21 protein-coding genes are annotated in these 20,692 nt (G+C 71.4%); 10 read left to right on the top strand and 11 right to left on the bottom strand.

Annotation, left to right across the window (positions count from 1 at the left end):
• Positions 1–2 precede the first annotated feature (2 nt).
• Genes VFZ92_RS25095 through VFZ92_RS25080 form a run of 4 tightly spaced genes read right to left on the bottom strand, consistent with a single transcriptional unit; the run spans position 3 to position 4,388 of the window.
• Positions 3–1,010 carry a glycerate kinase gene (locus VFZ92_RS25095; protein WP_330878479.1) on the bottom strand — a complete coding sequence of 336 codons (1,008 nt, stop codon included), beginning with the start codon at positions 1,008–1,010 and terminating at the stop codon, positions 3–5.
• Complete coding sequence (gcl, locus tag VFZ92_RS25090) at positions 1,007–2,722, bottom strand: glyoxylate carboligase (RefSeq protein WP_330878478.1); 1,716 nt, start codon at positions 2,720–2,722, stop codon at positions 1,007–1,009. The genes VFZ92_RS25095 and gcl overlap by 4 nt, the downstream gene beginning before the upstream one ends.
• On the bottom strand, positions 2,722–3,600 hold the full coding sequence (locus VFZ92_RS25085) for a 2-hydroxy-3-oxopropionate reductase (protein ID WP_330878477.1): 879 nt from the start codon (positions 3,598–3,600) through the stop codon (positions 2,722–2,724). The genes gcl and VFZ92_RS25085 overlap by 1 nt, the downstream gene beginning before the upstream one ends.
• Positions 3,597–4,388 (bottom strand): hydroxypyruvate isomerase family protein, encoded by a 792-nt coding sequence (locus VFZ92_RS25080; RefSeq protein WP_330878476.1) that lies wholly within the window; start codon positions 4,386–4,388, stop codon positions 3,597–3,599. Before VFZ92_RS25080 ends, VFZ92_RS25085 begins: the two co-directional genes overlap by 4 nt.
• A gap of 154 nt (positions 4,389–4,542) precedes the next feature.
• Here VFZ92_RS25080 and uraD point away from each other — a divergent pair, with 154 nt between their 5' ends.
• The 3 genes from uraD to VFZ92_RS25065 all read left to right on the top strand — a co-directional run bounded on the left by uraD (position 4,543) and on the right by VFZ92_RS25065 (position 6,396).
• Positions 4,543–5,022, top strand: a complete 480-nt coding sequence (gene uraD, locus VFZ92_RS25075; RefSeq protein WP_330878475.1) for a 2-oxo-4-hydroxy-4-carboxy-5-ureidoimidazoline decarboxylase — start codon at positions 4,543–4,545, stop codon at positions 5,020–5,022.
• Between the two features lie 35 nt (positions 5,023–5,057).
• Positions 5,058–5,936 carry a factor-independent urate hydroxylase gene (gene pucL / locus VFZ92_RS25070; protein ID WP_330878474.1) on the top strand — a complete coding sequence of 293 codons (879 nt, stop codon included), beginning with the start codon at positions 5,058–5,060 and terminating at the stop codon, positions 5,934–5,936.
• A gap of 154 nt (positions 5,937–6,090) precedes the next feature.
• Complete coding sequence (locus tag VFZ92_RS25065; protein WP_330878473.1) at positions 6,091–6,396, top strand: hypothetical protein; 306 nt, start codon at positions 6,091–6,093, stop codon at positions 6,394–6,396.
• On the opposite strand, the gene VFZ92_RS25060 is transcribed toward VFZ92_RS25065, so the two are convergent.
• Together VFZ92_RS25060 and aceB are read right to left on the bottom strand one after the other, a co-directional pair.
• Positions 6,393–7,583: a DUF6986 family protein gene (locus tag VFZ92_RS25060; protein WP_330878472.1), complete on the bottom strand. Its 1,191-nt coding sequence runs from the start codon at positions 7,581–7,583 to the stop codon at positions 6,393–6,395. The two genes, VFZ92_RS25065 and VFZ92_RS25060, sit on opposite strands and share 4 nt — an antisense overlap.
• A gap of 1 nt (position 7,584) precedes the next feature.
• The gene (gene aceB / locus VFZ92_RS25055; RefSeq protein WP_330878471.1) at positions 7,585–9,126 is read right to left on the bottom strand and encodes a malate synthase A; all 1,542 of its coding nucleotides are present in this window, start codon (positions 9,124–9,126) and stop codon (positions 7,585–7,587) included.
• Between the two features lie 111 nt (positions 9,127–9,237).
• On the opposite strand from aceB, the gene VFZ92_RS25050 reads away from it, so the two are divergent.
• The gene (locus VFZ92_RS25050) at positions 9,238–9,993 is read left to right on the top strand and encodes an IclR family transcriptional regulator (protein ID WP_330878470.1); all 756 of its coding nucleotides are present in this window, start codon (positions 9,238–9,240) and stop codon (positions 9,991–9,993) included.
• Here the strand turns inward: VFZ92_RS25050 and VFZ92_RS25045 are convergent.
• Together VFZ92_RS25045 and VFZ92_RS25040 are read right to left on the bottom strand one after the other, a co-directional pair.
• Positions 9,983–10,609 carry a caspase family protein gene (locus VFZ92_RS25045; protein WP_330878469.1) on the bottom strand — a complete coding sequence of 209 codons (627 nt, stop codon included), beginning with the start codon at positions 10,607–10,609 and terminating at the stop codon, positions 9,983–9,985. The two genes, VFZ92_RS25050 and VFZ92_RS25045, sit on opposite strands and share 11 nt — an antisense overlap.
• 1 nt (position 10,610) lies before the next feature.
• Positions 10,611–10,739: a hypothetical protein gene (locus VFZ92_RS25040; protein WP_330878468.1), complete on the bottom strand. Its 129-nt coding sequence runs from the start codon at positions 10,737–10,739 to the stop codon at positions 10,611–10,613.
• A gap of 320 nt (positions 10,740–11,059) precedes the next feature.
• Between VFZ92_RS25040 and VFZ92_RS25035 the strand changes: the two genes are divergently transcribed.
• Both VFZ92_RS25035 and rfbH read left to right on the top strand, forming a co-directional pair.
• Positions 11,060–12,217, top strand: a complete 1,158-nt coding sequence (locus VFZ92_RS25035) for a nucleotide disphospho-sugar-binding domain-containing protein (RefSeq protein WP_330878467.1) — start codon at positions 11,060–11,062, stop codon at positions 12,215–12,217.
• Complete coding sequence (gene rfbH / locus VFZ92_RS25030; protein WP_330878466.1) at positions 12,202–13,533, top strand: lipopolysaccharide biosynthesis protein RfbH; 1,332 nt, start codon at positions 12,202–12,204, stop codon at positions 13,531–13,533. Before VFZ92_RS25035 ends, rfbH begins: the two co-directional genes overlap by 16 nt.
• Before the next feature lie 18 nt (positions 13,534–13,551).
• Here the strand turns inward: rfbH and VFZ92_RS25025 are convergent, their stop codons facing one another.
• Together VFZ92_RS25025 and ftsY are read right to left on the bottom strand one after the other, a co-directional pair.
• On the bottom strand, positions 13,552–14,052 hold the full coding sequence (locus VFZ92_RS25025) for an FBP domain-containing protein (RefSeq protein WP_330878465.1): 501 nt from the start codon (positions 14,050–14,052) through the stop codon (positions 13,552–13,554).
• Between the two features lie 42 nt (positions 14,053–14,094).
• Positions 14,095–15,411, bottom strand: a complete 1,317-nt coding sequence (gene ftsY, locus VFZ92_RS25020) for a signal recognition particle-docking protein FtsY (RefSeq protein ID WP_330878464.1) — start codon at positions 15,409–15,411, stop codon at positions 14,095–14,097.
• 107 nt (positions 15,412–15,518) lie between these two features.
• Here ftsY and VFZ92_RS25015 point away from each other — a divergent pair, with 107 nt between their 5' ends.
• Complete coding sequence (locus VFZ92_RS25015; protein WP_330878463.1) at positions 15,519–16,667, top strand: anhydro-N-acetylmuramic acid kinase; 1,149 nt, start codon at positions 15,519–15,521, stop codon at positions 16,665–16,667.
• Complete coding sequence (locus VFZ92_RS25010; protein ID WP_330878462.1) at positions 16,654–18,195, top strand: sodium:solute symporter; 1,542 nt, start codon at positions 16,654–16,656, stop codon at positions 18,193–18,195. The genes VFZ92_RS25015 and VFZ92_RS25010 overlap by 14 nt, the downstream gene beginning before the upstream one ends.
• On the opposite strand, the gene VFZ92_RS25005 is transcribed toward VFZ92_RS25010, so the two are convergent.
• Positions 18,181–19,113 (bottom strand): GNAT family N-acetyltransferase, encoded by a 933-nt coding sequence (locus tag VFZ92_RS25005; protein WP_330878461.1) that lies wholly within the window; start codon positions 19,111–19,113, stop codon positions 18,181–18,183. The genes VFZ92_RS25010 and VFZ92_RS25005 overlap by 15 nt on opposite strands.
• Before the next feature lie 545 nt (positions 19,114–19,658).
• Here VFZ92_RS25005 and VFZ92_RS25000 point away from each other — a divergent pair.
• Both VFZ92_RS25000 and VFZ92_RS24995 read left to right on the top strand, forming a co-directional pair.
• On the top strand, positions 19,659–20,078 hold the full coding sequence (locus VFZ92_RS25000) for a hypothetical protein (protein WP_330878460.1): 420 nt from the start codon (positions 19,659–19,661) through the stop codon (positions 20,076–20,078).
• Positions 20,079–20,083: 5 nt separating this feature from the next.
• Positions 20,084–20,692, top strand: coding sequence for a DUF3558 domain-containing protein (locus VFZ92_RS24995; RefSeq protein ID WP_330878459.1), 609 nt, complete (start codon positions 20,084–20,086; stop codon positions 20,690–20,692).

The raw sequence follows: 20,692 nt of genomic DNA, 5'->3' as shown, positions 1-20,692 counted from the left end.
GCTCACTCTTCCAGCCAGTCACCCGCGATGCGACCGGCAAGTCCGGCCAGCAGCCGCTCGGCGTCGGCGAGGCAGCGGGTCACGTCCGGTTCGACGTCCAGCAGCGCGTAGGCGGACCTCAGGCCGATCTCGGCCGGGTCGACCGTGCACCGGCCCGCCACGGCCACCACGGGCACTCCCCCGGACGCCGCCGCGACGCCCGCGGGCGCCTTGCCGTGCCGGGTCTGGGCGTCCAGCGACCCCTCGCCGGTGATCACCAGCCGGGCGCCGGGCAGCGCGTCGGCGAAGCCGATCAGGTCGAGCACCACCTCGATGCCCGGCCGTCGCCGTGCGCCCAGCAGCGCGAGGGCGGCGAAGCCGATGCCGCCCGCCGCGCCCGCGCCGGGGGTGTCGGCGAACTCGTGGCCGATCTCGTCGGCCCACGCGCGCAGCCGCTCCTCCAGCACCTCGACGTCGGCGGGTGACGCGCCCTTCTGGGGCCCGTACACCGCCGCCGCGCCGTCCGGGCCGAGCAGCGGGTTGTCCACGTCACTGGCCAGCACCACGTCGATGTCAGCGAAGTCCTCGCCCTCCAACGCTTCCAGCATCCCGCGCCCGCCGTCGGTGCACGCGCTGCCGCCGACGCCGAGCACGATCCGGGTGCAGCCGACGTCGAGCGCGCCGCGCACCAGTTCGCCGGTGCCGCGACTGGTGGCCGTCAACGGGGCCAACGGGCGCAGCCCGGCCAGGCCGGACGCCGCCGCGACCTCCACGACGGCCGTGCCACCGCGCACCGCGAACGAGGCGGCGACGGGTGTGCCGACCGGGCCGGTCACCCACCGGCCCACGCGGGTGAACCCGGCGGCGACGGCGGCGTCGACCGTGCCGTCACCGCCGTCGGCCACCGGCAGGCAGCGCACGTCCAGGCCGGGGACCGCCTCCCGCAGGCCGCGCGCCACGGCGGCGGCGACCCGCGGGGCGGTGAGCGACCCCTTGAACTTGTCGGGCGCGACCAGGACGTGACCCGTCACGGCACCGGCTCGAACTCGCGCACCGCCGCGATGGACACGCCGTTGGCGGTGTTGCCCTCGCGTTCGATCATGATCTCGACGAGGACCGGTCGGCTGGTCCGGTCGGCCTCCTCGCGGGCCCACTCCAGGGACTCGCGGATGCGGTCCGGCTCGGTGACCCGGACGCCGGAGCAGCCGTAGGCCTCCATGATCTTGACGTTGTCCGACCCGTTGACGTCGTAGTGGATGTCGACCTCGTACTCCATGTCGTAGCCGCCGTGGTCCTCGGCCATCCGGATCAGGCCCAGGTACTCGTTGTTCAGCATGATCAGCACGAACGGCACGTCGTACTGGGCTCCGACGGCGAGTTCCTCGACCAGGAACTGGAACGAGTAGTCGCCGACGATCCCGACGACCTCGGCTCCGGGGTCGGTGTGCTTCAACGCCTTCTTCACGCCGATGGCCGCCGGGATCTCCCAGCCGAGCGGGCCCGCCTGGCCGCACACCTGGTAGTGGCGGGGCTTGTGCGCCTTCTGGTGCTGCCCGGACCAGATCTGGTAGAGCCCGATCGCGGTCACGAAGTAGGTGTCGGGGCCGTAGAACTCGTTGATCTCCTTGAACACCCTGGGCGCCTTGACCGGGACGTCCGCGAAGTCCTCGCGCCGGGTCAGGGTCGCCTTCAGCTCCTGGACCCGCGCGACCCACTCCCCCGCCCCGCGACCGGCGTCCCGCGAGCGGGCGAGGTCGATGATCGCGCGCAGGAACAGCTTGGTGTCGGCCACGATCCCGAGGTCCGGGCCGAAGACGCGGCCGATCTGCGTCGGCTCGGAGTCCACGTGGATGAACGTCCGCGAGCCCCGGTAGGTCGCGAGGTCGCCGGTGTGCCGGTCGCCGAAGCGGGCTCCCAGCGCCAGCACCAGGTCCGACTCCAGGAACGACGCGTTGCCGTAGCGCTGCGAGGTCTGGATGCCGGTCATTCCCGCGTACAGCGGGTGGTCCTCGTCGACCGCGCCCTTGCCCATCAGGGTCGCCTGGACCGGCACCTGGAGGTACTCGGCCAGCTCCAGCAGCTCCTCGTGCGCCTCACCGAGGATCACGCCGCCGCCCGCGAGCAGCAGCGGCCTCTCCGCGGCCAGCAGCAGGTCCAGCGCCCGCTCGACCCGTGGTCCGTGCGGCACCGCCCTCGTCACGGGCAGCGGCGCGTCGATCGCGGAGTCCCACTCGATCTCCTGCTTCTGCACGTCCAGCGGCAGGTCGATGAGCACCGGCCCCGGACGGCCGGACCGGGCGATCCGGAAGGCCTCGCGGAAGATCCACGGTGCCTGCGCGGCCTCCTTCACCTGCACGGCCCACTTGGTGACCGGCTTGGCGATCTCGACGATGTCGACGGCCTGGAACGCCTCCTGGTGCAGCTTCGTGGAGACGGCCTGGCCGGTGACGCAGAGGATCGGCACGGAGTCGGCCCGCGCGGTGTACAGGCCGGTGATCATGTTGGTGCCTGCGGGACCGGACGTGCCGATCGCGACACCGACGTCGCCGGTCGTGCGCGACCAGCCGTCGGCCATGTGGGTCGCGCCCTCCTCGTGCCGCACGATGAGGTGCTCGATCGTGCCGTCGATCTCCATCGCCTGGTAGAACGGCAGGATCGCGGCACCGGGGCAGCCGAACACGGTGTCGACGCCCTCGGACTTGAGGACCTCCACGACGGCCTGCATGACGGGGATCTTCGGCATCACGCCCTCCCGGAGAGGTTCTCGACGACCTTGAGCAGGGCGGAGTGGTCGAGCGAGCCGTAGCCCTGCGCCCGTCCCGCCGCGACGAGCTGGGCGATCAGCCCCGTCACCGGAAGCGCGACGTCGACCTGCCTGGCCGCGGCCAGCGCGATGCCCATGTCCTTGTGGTGCAGGTCGATCCGGAAGCCGGGCGCGAACTCGCGGGCGATCATGCTCTCCCGCTTGAGGTCCAGGATCCGGTTGGCGGCCAGGCCGCCCGCGAGCACGTCGAGGCCCGCCTTCGCGTCCACACCGGACGCCTCCAGCAGCACGATGGCCTCCGCGACGAGCGCGTAGACGCCGCCGACCACGAGCTGGTTGGCCGCTTTGACGACCTGGCCCGCGCCGTGCGGTCCGACGTGGACGACGGTCTTGCCGAGCACGTCGAGCACGGGCCGCGCGGCGGCGAAGTCCGCCTCCCCGCCGCCGACCATGATGGACAGCGAGGCCTGCCTGGCCCCGGCCTCGCCGCCGGACACGGGCGCGTCCAGCACCCGGATCCCCTTGGGGGCGGCGGCTTCCGCCACGGCGACCGAGGTCTCCGGCCGGATCGTGCTCATGTCGACGAGCAGCGTCCCGGACGCCGCGAGCCCCAGCACCCCGCCCTCGCCGAGGACGACGTCCTCGACCTGCGGGTGGTTCGGCAGCATGGTGATCACGACGTCGGCGCCGGACACCGCGTCCGCGACGCTCGTCGCCGCCGTGCCGCCCGCCTCGACGAGCTTCGCGACGGAACCCGCGTCGAGGTCGAAGCCGGTCACCCGGTGCCCCGCCGCGACGAGGTGCCCGGACATGGGCGAGCCCATGACGCCGAGCCCGATGAACCCGATGGTGGTCACAGGTCTTCCTCCCTGGTCAGCCAGCCGAAGCTGGCGGCGCTGGGGCCGGTGGGCTTGTACTCCGCGCCGACGAACCCCTGGTAGCCGTTCGATTCGAGCTGGGCGAGGTACCGCTCCAGCTCCAGGTCGCCGGAACCCGGTTCGCCCCGGCCGGGGGCGTCCGCGATCTGCACGTGGCCGATCCGCGCCACGTGCTCGGTGACCACGGCGTCGAGGTCGTCGCCGTTGACGGCGAGGTGGTACAGGTCGGCCAGCAGGGCCACGTTGGGCTTGCCGAGCCGGTCGACGACGGCGAGCGCGTCGGCCGCCGTGAGCAGCGGGTAGGCCGGGATCGCGCTGACCGGTTCGAGCAGCACGGTCGCGTCGATCGCGGCGGCGGCGTCGGCGGCGAACGCGAGGTTGCGCAGCGCCAGCGCGTCCTGCTCCCCCTGGTCGACGCCGGGAAGCCGGTTGCCGTACAGGGCGTTGAACGCGCGGCAGCCCGTCTCGCGGGCGATGCCGACCGCGATGTCCACGCTCGCCTTGAACTCGCCCTCGCGGCCGGGCCACGACACCACGCCGCGGTCGCCCGCGGGCAGGTCGCCCGCGAAGAAGTTGAGGCCGACGAGCCGCACACCCGCGGCGGTGACGGCGCCGACGAACTCCGCGACCTCGCGCTCGTCGGGCTGGGCGCTCGCGAACGGCCACCAGAACTCCACCGCGTCGAACCCGGCGGCGCGAGCGGCGGCCGGGCGGTCGAGCAACGGCACCTCGGTGAACAGGATCGAGAGGTTGACGTCGAACCGCATGACATTCCTTCCACAATGCGGAAGTTAATTTCCGTACAACGAGAGCGTAGGCGGCGGCTGCGGAAGAGCGCAAGACTGTTGACAGCGCTCGACACCGCTCGTACCGTCCCTCACTGCGGAATAGGAATTCCGCTATACAGAAAAGGAAACGCCCTTGTCGGGACTGCCAGGCTTCAACTCCGCACCGGCGGACGACCTCCGACCGCTGCTCACCGAATGCCTCGCGGTGCCGCGCTGGGTCGACGCCGTCGTGGCCGCCCGCCCCTACCGGGACGTCGAGGCGCTCGTGGCGCGGGCCGAGGTCGAACTCGACCCCGAGGAGGTCCTCGGCGCCATCGCGGGCCACCCGCGCATCGGCGAGCGCGCCCGGCACGACGGGGTGTCCGCCCGGTGGTCGGCCGCGGAGCAGTCCGGCGTCGACGTCTCGCTCGCGGACCGGCTCGTGGCGGCGAACCTCGCCTACGAGGAGCGGTTCGGCCACATCTACCTGGTGTGCGCGACCGGGCTCAGCGGCGAGCAGATGCTCGACGACCTGGCCTCGCGGATGGACAACGACCCCGCCACCGAACTCCGCGTGGTGAACCGCGAACTGGCCAAGATCGCCGCGCTGCGGCTGCGCAAGGTCATCGCGTGACCACGCGCCCACCGATCACCAGAGGGAGCTGACCAATGGCCATCATCCTGGGGCCGAACCAGTACGGGAAGGCGGAGAACCGCCTCGTCACGGTGTCGCGCGACGGGTCCGTCCACACCATCAGGGACCTGACGGTCAGCACCTCGCTGCGCGGCGACCTCGCCGACACCCACCACACGGGCGACAACTCCAAGGTCCTCGCGACGGACACGCAGAAGAACACCGTCTACGCCTTCGCCAAGCAGGCCCCGGTCGGCGAGGTCGAGGACTTCGCGCTGCGGCTCGGACGGCACTTCGTGTCCACGCAGGAGGCCATCACCGGCGCCCGCGTCCTCGTGGACGAGCACGGGTGGAACCGGATCGACGCGAACGACCACTCGTTCGTCCAGGGGAGCAACGAGAAGCGCACCACCGCCGTGACGGTCGAGGGGTCGGACGCGTGGGTCGTGTCGGGGCTGCGCGACCTCGTGGTGCTGAAGTCGACAGGGTCGGAGTTCCACGGGTACCCGAAGGACCCGTACACGACGCTGGAGGAGACCGACGACCGCATCCTGGCCACGTCCGTGACGGCCCGGTGGCGCTACCTGGGCACCGACGTCGACTGGGCCGGGAGCTTCACCGAGATCCGCGAGGTGCTGCTGAGGACGTTCGCGACGAAGCACAGCCTCTCGTTGCAGCAGACGCTGTACGCGATGGGCGAGGCCGTGCTGGAGGCCAGGCCCGAGGTCGCCGAGGTCCGGATGTCCATGCCGAACAAGCACCACTTCCCCGTGGACCTCAGCGCGTTCGGGCTGGAGAACGACAACGAGGTGTTCCACGCGGCCGACCGGCCGTACGGGCTCATCGAGGGCGTGGTGCTGCGCGACGACGCCCGCGACGCCGGACACGCCTGGGACACGCTGCCCGCGTTCTAGCGCGGTTCCGAGGGGGTGGCGGCGGGTCGTCGCCACCCCTGACCTGCTACGTTCATCCTTTAGTGGCGCAGATCACTCTATCGGCGGAATCTCTTGCCTCACAGAGCACCCGACAGTGACAGCAAGATGACGAAAAGGCCGTACTCTCGCAAACATGAGTGATGTCAAACGGGGGCTTTCGCCGGTCACGATGTTCCTGGACGACGAAGCCGTGATCACCGTTTCGGGCGCGCTGGACGCCACGACGGCCCCGGACTTCAAGCGCATGGTCACCGACTTCTTCGAACTGCCGGACCGCCCGGACGTCGACGTGCTGACCCTGGACCTCTCCTCCGTGTTCGCCTGCGACCAGGCCGCGCGCGACCTCGTCCGCTACGCCCAGGCCGTCTGCGCCGACCGCGAGGTGGCGCTGCGCGTCGTGCCCAGCGCCCCCGTGAGCCGGGCCCTCACCAGGCACTAGACCGCGCGGCTGGCCAGGCCCCGCAGGGCCTCGACGCCCACACCCGTCACCCGCAGCACCTCGGCCTCGTCGAGCGCCCCGCAGTCCAGCGCGCGCAGGAACGACGACGACAGCGCCTGAGCGGTCGCGGGCTCGTCCAGGACGGTGCCGCCCGCCCGGTCCACGTACGCCTTCAGCCTCCGAGCGTCGGCCTCCACGCCCTCCAGGTAGAACGCGTGCACGGCCGCGTACCGCGTCACGAGCTGCGCGGGGTGCAGGTCCCAGCCCTGGTAGAAGCCGTGCGCCAACGACCGCCGCACGAGCCCGTAGTGGGTGCGCCAGCCCTCCGCGACGGCGTCGCCGACCGGCAGGACGTTCGTCGAGCCGTCGGACACCCGAACCCCCGCGTTGGCCGCCGACACCTGCATCACGTTGCGCGCGAAGTCGCACGCGCCGTGCGCGAGGTGCTGGTGGGCCGCGCCGAGCCCGCAGCCCGCCGTGTAGTCGTAGGTGCCGAAGTGCAGCCCCGACACGCGACCCCGACCGGCCGCGAGGAACCGCGGGATCGCCAGCCCGCCCCCTGGATCGACGATCGACTGGGTGGTCTCGACCTGGATCTCGAACCGCAGCGGGATCCCGAAGAGGTCGAGCACCTCGCCGAACACCTCGACCTGGTCGACCGACGTCACCTTGGGGAAGGTGATGACGAAGCCGGGGGGCGGATCGCCCAGCGCGGTCAGGAAGACGTCCAGCGTGCGGATGCCGCGGTCGCGCAACGCCCTGGTGTCGAAGGACTTCATCCGCAGCCCGACGTACGGCGGCAGCACGCCGTCGTCCCGCCAGCCCGCCACGACCCGCGCCGTGCGCTCGGCGTCGGCGTCCTCCACGGCGTCGTCCGGCGCGCCGTAGCCGTCCTCGAAGTCGATCCGCAGGTCCTCGACGGGCTCGGCGGCGAGCTTGGCCCGCACCCGGTCCGCGATCCCGGGGGCCAGGTCCTCCGGCAGCAGCGCGGCCAGCGCGTCGGGGTGTTCCTCCAGCGCGGCAAGCGCTTGCGCGCCCCAGTCGCGGACGACGCCCTCCGTCACCTTCGAGGCCGGGACGTAGCAGGTGTGCACGGGCTGGCGGCCGTCCGGCAGCACCCGTTCCACATCGGACAGCCGTGCGGTGGCGGCCTGGACCGCCACCGCGTCGAGCGAAGTCCGCACCACGTCAGGGGATCCGGGCGTAGGCGGGGACGGTGAGGAAGTCCGCGAAGTCCTCGGACAGCGCGACCTGCTCGAACAGCTCGGCCGCGAGGTCGACGTGCTCGCCGGACAGCGACGCCCTGGTGCGCGCCAGGACCTCCCGCACGAGGTCCTCGGTCACGGGCGTGCCGTCGCTGAGCACCACCCCGTTGTGCACCCACTGCCACAGCTGCGAACGGGAGATCTCGGCGGTCGCCGCGTCCTCCATCAGGTTGTGGATCGCCGCCGCGCCGTTGCCGCCGAGCCACGACACGAGGTAGCGCAGGCCGACGTCCACGGCGGACTCCAGACCGGCCCTGGTCGCCTCGCCGCCGGTGGCGCCGAAGTCGAGGAGCTGCGAGGCCGTCACGGACACGTCGTCGCGCTGCCGGTCGAGCTGGTTGGACTTGCTGCCGAGCTGGGCGTCGAAGATCTCCCGGCACACGGGGACGAGGTCGGGGTGCGCGACCCAGGAGCCGTCGAAGCCGTCGTTCGCCTCGCGGGTCTTGTCGTCGCGGACCTTCGCCAGCGCCCGCTCGGTGACCTCGGGGTCGCGCCGGTTCGGGATGAACGCGGCCATGCCGCCCATCGCGAACGCCCCGCGCTTGTGGCACGTGCGGACCAGCAGCTCGGTGTAGGCGCGCATGAACGGCGCGGTCATCGTGATGCTGTTGCGGTCGGGCAGCACGAAGTCGGAGCCCGCGTCGCGGAAGTGCTTGATGATGCTGAACAGGTAGTCCCAGCGGCCCGCGTTCAGGCCCGACGCGTGCTCGCGCAGCTCGTAGAGGATCTCCTCCATCTCGAACGCGGCCGGGATCGTCTCGATCAGCACGGTCGCGCGGACGGTGCCGTGCGGGATCCCGAGCTGCTTCTCGGCCGCGGTGAACACCTCGTTCCACAGCCGCGCTTCGAGGTGGCTCTCCATCTTCGGCAGGTAGTAGTACGGCTTGCCGAGCGAGGCGTTGTGGAAGAAGTGCAGGCCGAAGTCGACCAGCGCGCCCACGGCGGGACGGCCGTCGATCTCCAGGTGCCGCTCGTCGAGGTGCCAGCCGCGCGGGCGGACGACGATCGTCGGGCGCTCGACGCCGTCCGCCAGCGCGTAGTGCTTGCCCTCGGGCGAGGTGAACTCGATGGTGCCGCGCGCGGCGTCGTAGAGGTTGACCTGACCGGAGACCACGTTCTCCCAGTGCGGGGTGTTGGCGTCCTCCAGGTCGGCCAGCCACACCCTGGCGCCCGAGTTGAGGGCGTTGATCGCCATCTTCCGCTCGGTCGGCCCGGTGATCTCGACGCGCCGGTCGACCAGCGCGGGGGGCGCCTCGGCGACGCGCCAGTCGGCCCGGCGGACGTCGGCGGTCTCCGGCAGGAAGTCGAGCTTCCCGCTCGCGCGGCGTTCGGCGCGCTTGGCGAGCAGGTCGTCGCGGGTAGCGGCGAACGCCCGGTGCAGGCCTGCCACGAAATCGAGCGCCTCCGGGGTGAGCACCTCCTCATCCCGTTCGACCTTGGAGCCGGTGACGCGGAGGTCGGGCATGGAGGTCCACCTCGTTCCTAGGGATGACTTTTCTACTTCGCGGACTATAGTTTTTGCATAGCGGAACTGCAACGATGACTAGACTCCACCCGGTCTACTACGGGAGTGATCATGGCGCGCGAGTCCTCAGGCGGAGTGCAGTCCCTCCAACGCGCCTTCGACCTGCTGGAACAGCTGGCCGACGCGGGTGGCGAAGCGAGCCTGTCGGAGCTGGCGGCCACCACCGGGCTGCCGCTGCCGACCATCCACCGCCTCATCCGCACCCTTGTCACGCTGGGGTACGTGCGGCAGAACCGCAACCGTCGCTACACCCTGGGTTCGCGGCTGATCCGCCTCGGCGAGAGCGCGGGCCGCCAGTTCGGCACGTGGGCGAGGCCGTACCTGACCGAACTGGTCGACGAGGTCGAGGAGACGGCGAACCTGGCCGTGCTCGACGGCGACGAGGTCGTGTACGTGGCGCAGGTGCCGTCGAAGCACTCGATGAGGATGTTCACCGAGGTGGGCCGCAGGCTGCTGCCGCACGGCACCGGCGTCGGCAAGGCGATGCTGTCGCAGCTGCCGCACACCGAGGTGCTCGCGCTGCTGGAGCGCACCGGGCTGCCCGCGTACACGCCGAACACGATCACCGACCCGCAGGAGCTGCTGGACTCGCTGGCCCGGATCGCCGAGCAGGGCTACGCCCTCGACGAGAGCGAGCAGGAACTCGGCGTGCGCTGCATCGCCGTGCCGCTCGTCGGCGCGCCGACGCTGTCCGCCGTCTCGGTGTCCGGTCCGGAGGGACGGCTGACCAAGGACGCCGTCGCCCGGATCCTGCCCGAGGTGCTGGCCATCGCGAAGCGGCTGACCGACCAGGCCATCAGTTCCTGACCTGCCAGGTCCTCGCCCGTCCCGCACCGCGCAGCAGCGCCCGGTAGACGGCGCTGACCCGCCGCACCTCCACGTCGGCGCGCAGCGCGTCGACCAGGCAGCGGGTCAGGGTGTCCTGGCGCGGCGCACCCGTGGCGACGAGCGTGGGCACGTCCTGGATGTCGAGCTGCTCGGCGAGCACGGACCGGGGATCGGCCAGCGCGGCCAGCGCGGAGGCGTCGAAGCGGCAGTCCAGCACCAGCAGCCGGTGGCGGGCGGGTGCGTCCAGCAGCACGTCCCGCACGTCGCGGAACGGCAGCGCGGTCCAGCGCACCAGGTCGAGCCGGGTGTCCGGCGCCGCCAGGAACAGCCTGCCCCGCGCGTCCAGCAGGCCGTGGCCCGCGTAGTGCACGAACAGCAGCTCCTCGGCCTGCGACGCGGCCAGCTCCAACCCCTCGCGCAGCGCCCGGACCGTCCCGTCCGCCAGCGCGGAGCAGCGCACACCGCACGCGGTCAGCGCCGCCGCCAGGTCGACGACGTCGGCCCGCACCGCGGGCAGCTCGGACAGGTCGGGATCGACCGCGCGGCTCGTGCCCATGAGCACGGCGCGGGACCGGACGCCGCCGGGTAATCGCACGTCAGCCGCACCCCAGCTCGACGACGGCCCCGAACGGGACGACGACCTCCACGCCCACCTCGGTCTCCCGCCGCTCGAACCACACCGGACAGCGCGGGCGCACCGCCCGGCCCGGCACGACCAGGAGCACGGCCGCAGGACCACCATTCCCCCCTGCCGCACACCTGACAAGTCGGACGTCACCCGATCGTGGAAGTCCGGCACGGCGGCGTGCCGGCCGACCGCCGAAAACGGCCCGCACGTGCCCCGCCGACCCCAAGAACCCGATCTTCACCACCCCTCTCCCCCAGCACTTCAAAGCTGAGGAGATATGGCAACCCGTATCAATTCGCCGCGATATTAGGGGCCGATCAGGGGTATCCGGACACTAGCTCGATAAGTACTCTTCTCAACGAGTCTCGCCATTCCGCCATATCGCGGTTAACGACTTGAAGAAGGCGGCCAATTGAGATGAAAGTATTAGTTACGAGCTGCCCTAATCAGGGGCACTTCTACCCCATGATCCCTTTGTTGTGGGCTCTTCGGAGCGCGGGGCACCACGTGGTCGTGGCCATGCCGAAGAGCATGGCGGGCGTATCCGCGGCGGCGGGCGTGTCGGCGATCTCGCTCGGTGAGGACGTGCCGCTGGCCGAACTGGTGCCCGACCACGCCCGGCGCCCACCGCAGGACGCGAGCGTCGGGTCGCTGGCCGAGCACGTGGCCGACTACTACGGTCCGCTGGCGGAGCGGCACGTCGGGCGGCTGTTCGAGATCGCCGAGCGCTGGCGCCCCGACGTCGTCCTGCACACGTCGTGGGAGTACGCGGGCCCGATCGTGGCCGCCCGCCTCGGCATCCCGACCGTGCGGCACGGCTGGGGCCTGACGCTGCCGCCCGAGGTCGACGAGCTGGTGCACCAGCGCCTGGCCTACCTCTACCGCGACTGGGGCCTGCACGGCGCGCCGCCTCCCCCGGTCCGCTGGATCGACGTGTGCCCGCGCAGCATGCAGGTGGGCAAGCCGCCCGCCGAGTCGCTGCCGATGAGCTGGATCCCGTTCAACGGCTCGGCCGTGCTGCCGGACTGGCTGCTGGAGAAGCCGCTGGGCAAGCGGGTCGCCGTGACGCTGGGCAACGTGCCGATCCGGGGCAAGCACTCCGAGGTGCTGCACACGACCCTGGAGGCGATGCGGGACATCGACGCCGAGGTCGTGGTGGCCGCGGGCTGGGGCCTCGACCACGACGGCGACCTGCCGGAGAACGTCCGCGTGGTGCGCGGGATGCCGCTGCACGACCTGCTGCCGACCTGCGACCTGGTGATCAACCACGGCGGCGCGGGCAGCCTCCTCGCCACCATCGCGCACGGCCTGCCGCAGCTGGTGCTTCCGCAGATGTGCGTGCACTTCCAGCACGGCGACCGGCTCGCGGCCATCGGCGGCGCCGTCTCGCTGCACCCGGCCGAGCAGACCGTGGAGAACATCCGAGAGGCCGTCTGCGGGCTGCTCACGCACTCCGGCGCGCGGCTCGTCGCGGCCCGGCTCCAGCAGGAGAACGACGACCAGCTGTCCGCCGCGTCCGTGGTGAAGCACCTGGAGACCGTGGTGGCCCCGCGCACCGAGTGGGTGGCGGCGTGAGCCTTGAGGAAGAAATTCTGGAAACCGTTCGGAAATATCATCGTGAGAAATCCGAAACGACCGAGTTCATTCCCGGCGAAACGCCTATTCTGACCGGTGGCGCGGTGTTCGACGAGGACGACCGGGTGGCGGTCGTCGAAGCGGCGCTGAACATGCGGATCGTCGCGGGGAAGTCGACCCGTGAATTCGAGTCCGCGCTCGCCCGCGCGTTAGAGCTGCGCAAGGCGTACATGGTGAACTCCGGTTCGTCGGCGAACCTGGTCGCGGTGACCGCGCTGACGTCCCGCAGCCTCGGCGAGCGCAGGCTCCAGCGCGGCGACGAGGTCGTCACGGTCGCCGCCGGGTTCCCCACCACGGTGAACCCGATCATCCAGAACGGCCTCGTCCCGGTCTTCGTGGACGTGGAGCTGGGCACCTACAACGCCACCGCCGAGGCCATCGCCTCCGCCGTCGGCCCCAAGACCAAGGCGATCGTCCTCGCGCACACGCTCGGCAACCCCTACGAGGTCGAGGAGATCGCGCGGATCGCCCGCGACAACGGCCTCTGGCTCGTCGAGGACAACTGCGACGCGCTCGGCTCCACCTACCGGGGCAGGCTGACCGGCACCTTCGGCGACCTGGCCACCGTCAGCTTCTACCCGGCGCACCACATCACCACCGGCGAGGGCGGCTGCGTCGCCACGGCCAACCTGAAGCTCGGCAAGATCGTGGAGTCCGTCCGCGACTGGGGCCGCGACTGCTGGTGCGAACCGGCGCACGACAACACGTGCCACAAGCGCTTCGGCTGGCAGCTCGGGACGCTGCCGCAGGGCTACGACCACAAGTACACGTACACGCACATCGGCTACAACCTGAAGTCGACCGACCAGCAGGCCGCCCTCGGCGTGACCCAGCTGGCGAAGCTCGACCGGTTCTCCGCCGCCCGCAGGCGCAACTGGCAGCGGCTGCGCGACGGCCTGGCCGACGTGCCGGGCCTGATCCTCCCCGAGGCCACGAGGGACAGCGACCCGAGCTGGTTCGGGTTCCTGCTGACGCTCGGCCGCGAGCTGCCGTTCCGCCGCGCCGAGCTGATCTCGTTCCTGGAGGGGCGCAAGATCGCGACCCGCCTGCTGTTCGGCGGCAACCTCACCCGGCAGCCCGCCTACCAGGGCGCGGAGTACCGCGTCGTGGGCGAGCTGACCAACAGCGACGTCATCACCGAGCGCACGTTCTGGCTCGGCGTGCACCCGAGGCTGACCGACGAGATGGTCGACTACGTGACCTCGTCGATCCGCGAGTTCGTCCGCTCCAAGGTCGGCTCGCTCGCCGCCGTGTAGCGCGCGTGGACGAGGTCCTCACGCGTTGTCGGTGAGGACCTCGTCCACGAACCGGTTCAGGTTCGACACCGTTCGCTCGATCCGCTCGTCCAGGCTCAGCGCCTCGGTCGGCTTCGGGCCTGACGCGCTGCGCCTGCCGCGCGCGTACTGGCAGCAGGCCAGGTCCGCGCAGATGTAGGTGCCGACGGTGTTGCCGAGCTTGCCCGCCGCCCCGACCCGGCGGGCCGAGAACAGCGCCACGTCGGCCTGGCCGTGGACCGTGCAGCAGAACGCGCACATCGACTGCTTGACCCGGCCCTTGGGCTGGCTCGCCGACGACAGCGCGAGCCCCACGAGGCCGTCTCCACGCGGCAGCACGACGTAGGCGTTGTTGACCGCCTTGGGGTCGCGCCAGCCGAGGAAGTCCAGTTCGGACCAGGCCACGTCGGCCAGTCTGCCCGGCAGCGTCAGACGCTTCGCCTCGCCCTTCGAGCAGTTGACGAACGAACTCCTGATGGCACTCTCGACCAGCGCTTCCACGACACGATCATCCGTTCCGGTTCCCCCGCGGGGCAACCGCTTTTAGCCCAGCAGGGCGTCCACGAACGCGCCCGGCTCGAACGGGGCCAGGTCGTCCGCGCCCTCGCCGAGCCCGACGAGCTTCACCGGGACGCCGAGTTCGCGCTGCACCTGGAACACGATGCCGCCCTTGGCGGTGCCGTCGAGCTTGGTGAGCACGATGCCGGTGATGGCGACGACGTCGGCGAACACGCGGGCCTGGGTGAGGCCGTTCTGGCCGGTGGTGGCGTCCAGGACGAGCAGCACCTCGTCCACCTGGGACTGCTTCTCCACGACCCGCTTGACCTTGCCCAGCTCGTCCATGAGGCCGGTCTTGGTGTGCAGGCGGCCCGCGGTGTCGATCAGCACGGTGTCCACGCCGAGCTCGATGCCGCGCTTGACGGCCTCGAAGGCCACGGAGGCCGGGTCGCCGTTCTCCGGGCCGCGCACGGTGTCCGCGCCGACCCGTGAACCCCAGGTCTGGAGCTGGTCGGCGGCGGCGGCGCGGAAGGTGTCCGCCGCGCCCAGCAGCACGGTGCGGCCGTCGGCCACGAGCACGCGGGCGAGCTTGCCGGTGGTGGTGGTCTTGCCGACGCCGTTGACGCCCACGACCAGCGCGACGGCGGGCTTGCCGCCCGCGTGCGGGAGGGCGCGCACGGAGCGGTCCAGTTCGGGGCGGAGCTTCTCGACCAGCACCTCGCGCAGCAGCGTCCGGGCCTCGCCCGAGCTGCGCACGCCGCGCGAGACGATCTCCGCGCGGAGGGTCTCGACGATCTCCATCGTGGTCGCCGCGCCGAGGTCGGCCAGCAGCAGCGTGTCCTCGACCTCGGTCCAGGAGTCCTCGTCCAGGTCGCCCGCGCCGAGCAGGCCCAGCAGGCCGGTGCCGAACGTGGAGCGGGACCGGGAGAGCCTGCCGCGCAGCCTTTCCAGCCTGCCCGCGGTGGGCTCGATCTCGTCGAGCGAGGGTTCGTCCTCGACCCGCTCGGGCGCGGGGGCCACCTCGGGTTCGGGCACGGTCCCGGTAGCGGGCGCGACCACGACCTCGTCGGGGATCACGACGTCCACGAGCGGGCGCTTCACCGAGTCGCGCGGCACCGCGGCGTCGTCGCCGACACCGGGCTGGCCGTCGACCTCCGTCCGGTCGGCGACCGGGTGTTCGGCCGGGGCGAACGCGATACCACCCCCGGCCCGGTAGCCGGTTGCCTTCGGAGCCTCCTGCTGGTCGGTCAGGCTGATCCGCCTGCGGCGCGCGAGCACCACACCGACGACGAGGGCGACCGCGAGCACGGCCACGACGGCTACAACGATCCAGATCACGGTCTCGGTCGACACGGGCGCCATCCTCGCACGGTGCCCCGCGTGACCCGCCGACAAACCACCCGCACAGTCGGCGAATCACCCACGAACAGGCCTTGCGGTCCCACGCCGTGTGCAATAGACCACACCTCATGAAGGTCGTGGGGGTGATCTCGGGGACGTCGATGGACGCCGTGGACGTGGCGCTGGCGGACCTGCGCCTCGACGGCGACACCGTCGTGCTGACCCCGCTGTGGCACGGCGAGCACCCGTTCCCCGCCGACGTGCGCACCGGCTCGGCCGAGGAGCTCTGCCGGGCCGACACCCGGCTCGGGCAGGCGTTCGCCGCCGCCGCGCTGAGCGCGGGCGACGCCGACCTGGTCGCCTCGCTCGGCCAGACCGTTCACCACTGGGTCGAGGACGGCCGCTGCCTCGGCACCCTCCAGCTCGGCCAGCCCGCGTGGATCGCCGAGGCGACCGGGCTGCCGGTCGTGGCCGACCTGCGGGTGCGCGACGTCGCCGCGGGAGGTCACGGCGCACCGCTGGCGAGCACCCTGGACGCCCTGTGGCTGGCCGACCTCGCGGCGTCCACCGGCCGTCCCGCGGTCGCGCTGAACATCGGCGGCATCGCCAACGTCACGGTCGTCGCGCCCGGCGCGGCACCGGTCGCCCACGACACCGGACCGGGCAACGCGCTGCTCGACGCCGCCGTGCTGGAGCTGTCGCACGGCAAGCGCACCCACGACGTGGACGGGGAGCTGGCGCGGCGGGGCGAGGTCCTGCCGGAGCTGCTGGCCACCCTGCTGGCCGACCCCTACTACGCGCGGCCCGCGCCGAAGTCGACCGGCAAGGAGCACTTCGACCTCGCGTACCTGCACGAGGCGGTGTCCGGCACGGTCGGCGGCGAGGACCTGGTGGCCACGCTCGTCGAGCTGACCGCGCGGACGATCGCCGACGCGTGCCGGGGCGCGGGGGTCGTCGTCGCGTCCGGCGGCGGGATGCGGAACCCCGTACTCGTCGCGGCCCTGACCCGTGCGCTCGACGGCGTCGAACTCGTCACGAGCGACTCGCTCGGCCTGCCGTCGGACGCCAAGGAGGCCTACCTCAGCGCCCTGCTCGGCTTCCTGACCTGGCACGGCGTCCCGGCCAACGCGCCGAGCGCCACCGGCGCGGCCGGTCCCCGCCTGCTGGGCGGCATCACGCCCGGCCGTGATCCACTCCGCCTGCCGGCCCCAGCGGCCACGCCCGTCACCCGACTGAGGATCAGCACCCCTCCAGGAGGCACCAGTGCGCGCCCTTGACCTCGCCATCATCGCGATCTTCCTGGTGGGCATGCCCCTGCTGGGGGTGTGGATCGGCGGCAGGCAGAAGTCGTCGACCGACTACTTCGTCAGCGAGAAGCGCATCTCGTGGTGGGTCGTGTGCGTGTCCGTCGTGTCGGCGGAGACGTCGACGCTGACGGTGCTGAGCGTGCCGACGATCGCCTACCTCGCGACGCCGGAGGCGGGCGGGATGACGTTCCTGTCGCTCGCGATCGGCTACCTGCTCGGCCGCGTCGTGGTGTCGTTCGTGCTGCTGCCGAAGTACATCGCGGGCGACCTCGTGACCGCGTACGGGTTCCTCGGGCAGCGGTTCGGCAAGGGCCTCCAGAGCACGGCGTCGGTGACGTTCCTGCTGACCAGGCTGCTCGCCGACGGGCTGCGGCTGTTCGCGACGGCCATCCCGGTGAAGGTCGTGCTCGCCAGCTACGGCGTGACGGCGTCGTACTGGACGATCGTGCTGGTCCTCGGCATCGCGATGGTCGTCTACACCTTCCTCGGCGGCGTGCGCGCGGTCGTGTGGGTGGACGCGATCCAGATGCTCTGGTACGTCCTCGGCGCGGTCGCGGTGATCGTCGTGCTGTCCGGCAAGCTGCCCGACGGCTGGTTCGGCAAGGCCGTCGACGCCGACAAGTTCCAGATCCTCGACCTCGGCTCCAGCCCGTTGACCAGCCCGTACGCGATCCTGACCGCCCTGATCGGCGGCGCGGTGCTGTCGATGGCCTCGCACGGCGCAGACCAGCTGATCGTGCAGCGGCTGATGGCGACCAAGGACGTGCGCGCGAGCCAGAAGGCGCTGATCGCCAGCGGCGTCGTGGTGTTCCTCCAGTTCACGCTGTTCCTCTTCATCGGCGTGATGCTGTGGGCGTTCTACAACGCCGCCAAGCCGGTGCAGGACCTCGGGCTGAACAACAACGACGAGCTGTTCGCGAGCTTCATCGTCAACGACATGCCGACCGGGCTGTCCGGGTTCGTCATCGCGGGCATCCTGGCCGCCGCCCTCAGCTCGTCGCTCGGCGCGCTGGCGTCCTCGACGGTGACGGACGTCTACCAGAACGTCGTGCGGCGCGAGCTGACCGACGCGGAGGTCTTCAAGCACGGCCGCATCTGGACCGTCGTGTGGGCCGGGCTGCTCATCGTGTGCGCGGGCCTGTTCGCCACCGTCACCAAGCGCGGCAACCCGATCGTCGAGCAGGGCCTGTCCATCGCGGGCTTCACCTACGGGGCCCTGCTCGGCGCGTTCTTCCTCGGGCTGGTCTTCAAGGCCGCCCGGCAGGCCGACGCGGTCGCCGCGTTCGTCACGACCGTCGTCGTCATGGCCTTCGTCATCCTCGGGGTGAAGTTCGTCGGCCCTGACCTCTCACCGGAGATCGACTTCGCCGCGGCGAGCGCCACGGCGAAGGTCCTGGCCTACCCCTGGTACACCCCGCTCGGGGTGCTGGTCACGCTGGTGGTGGGCGGGCTGCTCTCGTTGCGCCGCAGGGCACCGGTCGGGTCACGCGACCTTTGACCGGTACGCCACCAGCTCGACGTGCAGCCGGAAGCCGAGGCGCCCGAACATCCCCTCCGACGACTCGTTGCCCGCCAGGATCGACGCCGCAGCCTGCGGTCGTGCCCCGTGCAGGGCCGCGAGCTTCCACACCAGCTCGGTGACGAGCGCGGCGCCGACGCCGTGCCCCCGCAGGTCCGGCTCCACGGCGACGAAGTCGACGTAGTACTCCTCGGCCTGCGCCTTGCCGGTCGCGTACCCGAGCACCCGCTCGCCGTCCATCGCGACCACGACGGTCCGCTCGGTCGACCCGTCCACCAGCGACGCGCCGGACAGGTACGTGCGCGGGAAGCACCGCTCGTGCAGCACGGCCACCGCCTCGTGCACGCGGGGGTCGGTCGGCAGCACCCGCATCTCCCGCGCCGGGCCGGTGCGCGGACACCCCGCCTCACGCAGCAGGAGGGCCCTCAAGCCGTCGCCGTCGAGCACGAACACGCTGGACGGCTTGCCCTTCGCGAACCCGTGCCTGGTCGCGAAGGCCTCCAGCCGCCGGTGGTCGGTGTGGCCGAACAGCTCCCGGTCGGGCACGTCCACCAGGAGCGGGGCGGCGGTCAGGTACATCGCGTCGGCGGTCTGGTCCCAGATCCGACTGCCCGCGGGGTGGTTGACCGGCACGTCCACGAACGGCCCGTGCAACCAGGCCCGGTTCAGCTCGGTGTCCACCTCGACGCTCAGCACGCCGCACACGCGGCCCGAGTCGTCGGTGGCGACGACCGTGCAGGACGGCCAGTCCGGTTCGAACTCGGCCAGCTCCTCGGTCAGCTCGCCGAGGGTTTCACCGAGGTAGCCGATGTGGTGCGCGCTGTCGGCCTGGAGGCGGACGAGCAGCGCGAGGACGGCGCTGAGGTCGCCGGGAACGGCGAAACGGGTGTCGTACATGTCTGGAATGGTCGCCCGCGGGACGAACCGAAGCGAGGGAGTTTTCCGGGCGTGGACGCGGGCGGTCGAGCGCACGGCGCACCTCGGCCCCGGAGGTGGGGCGGACCGCCGCGCACGCCTCCGACCACCCGCGCCCGCGAGACGTCGTCACCGGGCATCAGGTGCTGACGATCCCGGACCTGGCCGCGCGCCCCACCTCCTCGGCCGCGGCGCAGGTCAGGACGTTGACGACCGCCACCGAGGTGCGCGCCGGGGGTGGTGGGACGCCGGCTCGCCGGACGCGGCCCCCGGCTTGGCCGCACCGGTCACCCCGTCGCCCGCGGGACCGTTCCCGCCCGTTCCCCCGATGCTCCGGAGGCCGCGAACCGCGGGTGGCTCCGCTGTGGGCGAACGGCCGCGCACCACCGGGTGGGACGCCGCGGCGACGGCGGTGACGTGGCGTTGAGCACCCCTGGACGGTTGAAGGAGTGGGTGAATCACCGGACGCGGAACCGCGACCATGTCATCATCGTCTACAGGACTGGGTGTGAGGGGAGCACGGAGTCATGGCACTCATCGGATTTGACGCGATCACCGCGGTCGGCGCAGGCGCGGCCATCGGTGGAGCCATCGGCTCGGGTCTGACGAGCGCGGGCGGCGGCATGGGCAAAACGGCCATGCAGGTCGACCTGGAAGAGGCGCCGAAGCTGATCGCGGGCCTGGAAGCGGCCATCGAGAAGCTCCAGGACGCCTACCAGGAGTCGTACACGATCGCCTCGGCCAAGTCCCCCGGCCAGGACCCGTACAGCGACGCGGCCGCCCAGTCGATCCGCGATTCCGCCGGAGGGACCGAGGGCGGCTACGGCTGGGCGAACAAGAAGGCCCGTGAAGCCCTGGCCAAGACCATCGAGAACATCAAGACGTCGATGGCGAGCTACGGCCAGACGGACAGCGCGGCACACGATTCCCTGAAGCCGAAGGAATGACACTGTTGAGGCCCACGATTCTGATCCTGCTGGCGACGATCTCGGCGATCGGCCTCGTTGCGGGCTGCTCCGGGAAGGACGGGGGGCGCGCCACACCGGAAACGGGCACTCAGACCGGAGCCCCCGCCTCCAGCACCGGCACGAGTCCGAGCAGTTCGTTCGAGGGTGTCGAGCTCGACACCGGCAAGTTCGCCGCCAAGCCGTGCGACGCCCTGACCCCCGCCCAGCTCTCCACGCTGGGCACCTTCAAGGCCGGTGAGGCCGGGACGAGCGCGCTGGGCCCCAGCTGCGACTTCCGCGCCCAGAAGGTGCTCGAGGGCGTCACCTACGAGGTCGTCATCGCGAGCAGCGGCAACACGATCGAATCGATCGTCGAGAACCTGAAGAAGAACAACACGCCGGTCGTCAAGGAGACGAAGGTGTCCGGGTACGCCGCCGTCAACTCGGACCAGACGAACGCCAAGGGCTCCTGCGCGACGGCTGTCGGCACCTCGAGCGAGGACGCGATCTCCGTTCAGCTGATCACCGAGAACGAGGCGCTTCCCGAGTACAAGGATCCATGCGGCCAGACCGAGAAAGTCGCCGCCCTGATCATCCAGAACCTGAAGGGGTAG

The organism is Umezawaea sp. (assembly GCF_036375055.1).
In the GTDB taxonomy this organism is placed as follows: Bacteria; Actinomycetota; Actinomycetes; order Mycobacteriales; family Pseudonocardiaceae; genus Umezawaea.
The sequence above is the reverse complement of the archived record's forward strand: the minus strand, read 5'-3'. Positions and strand labels throughout refer to the sequence as shown.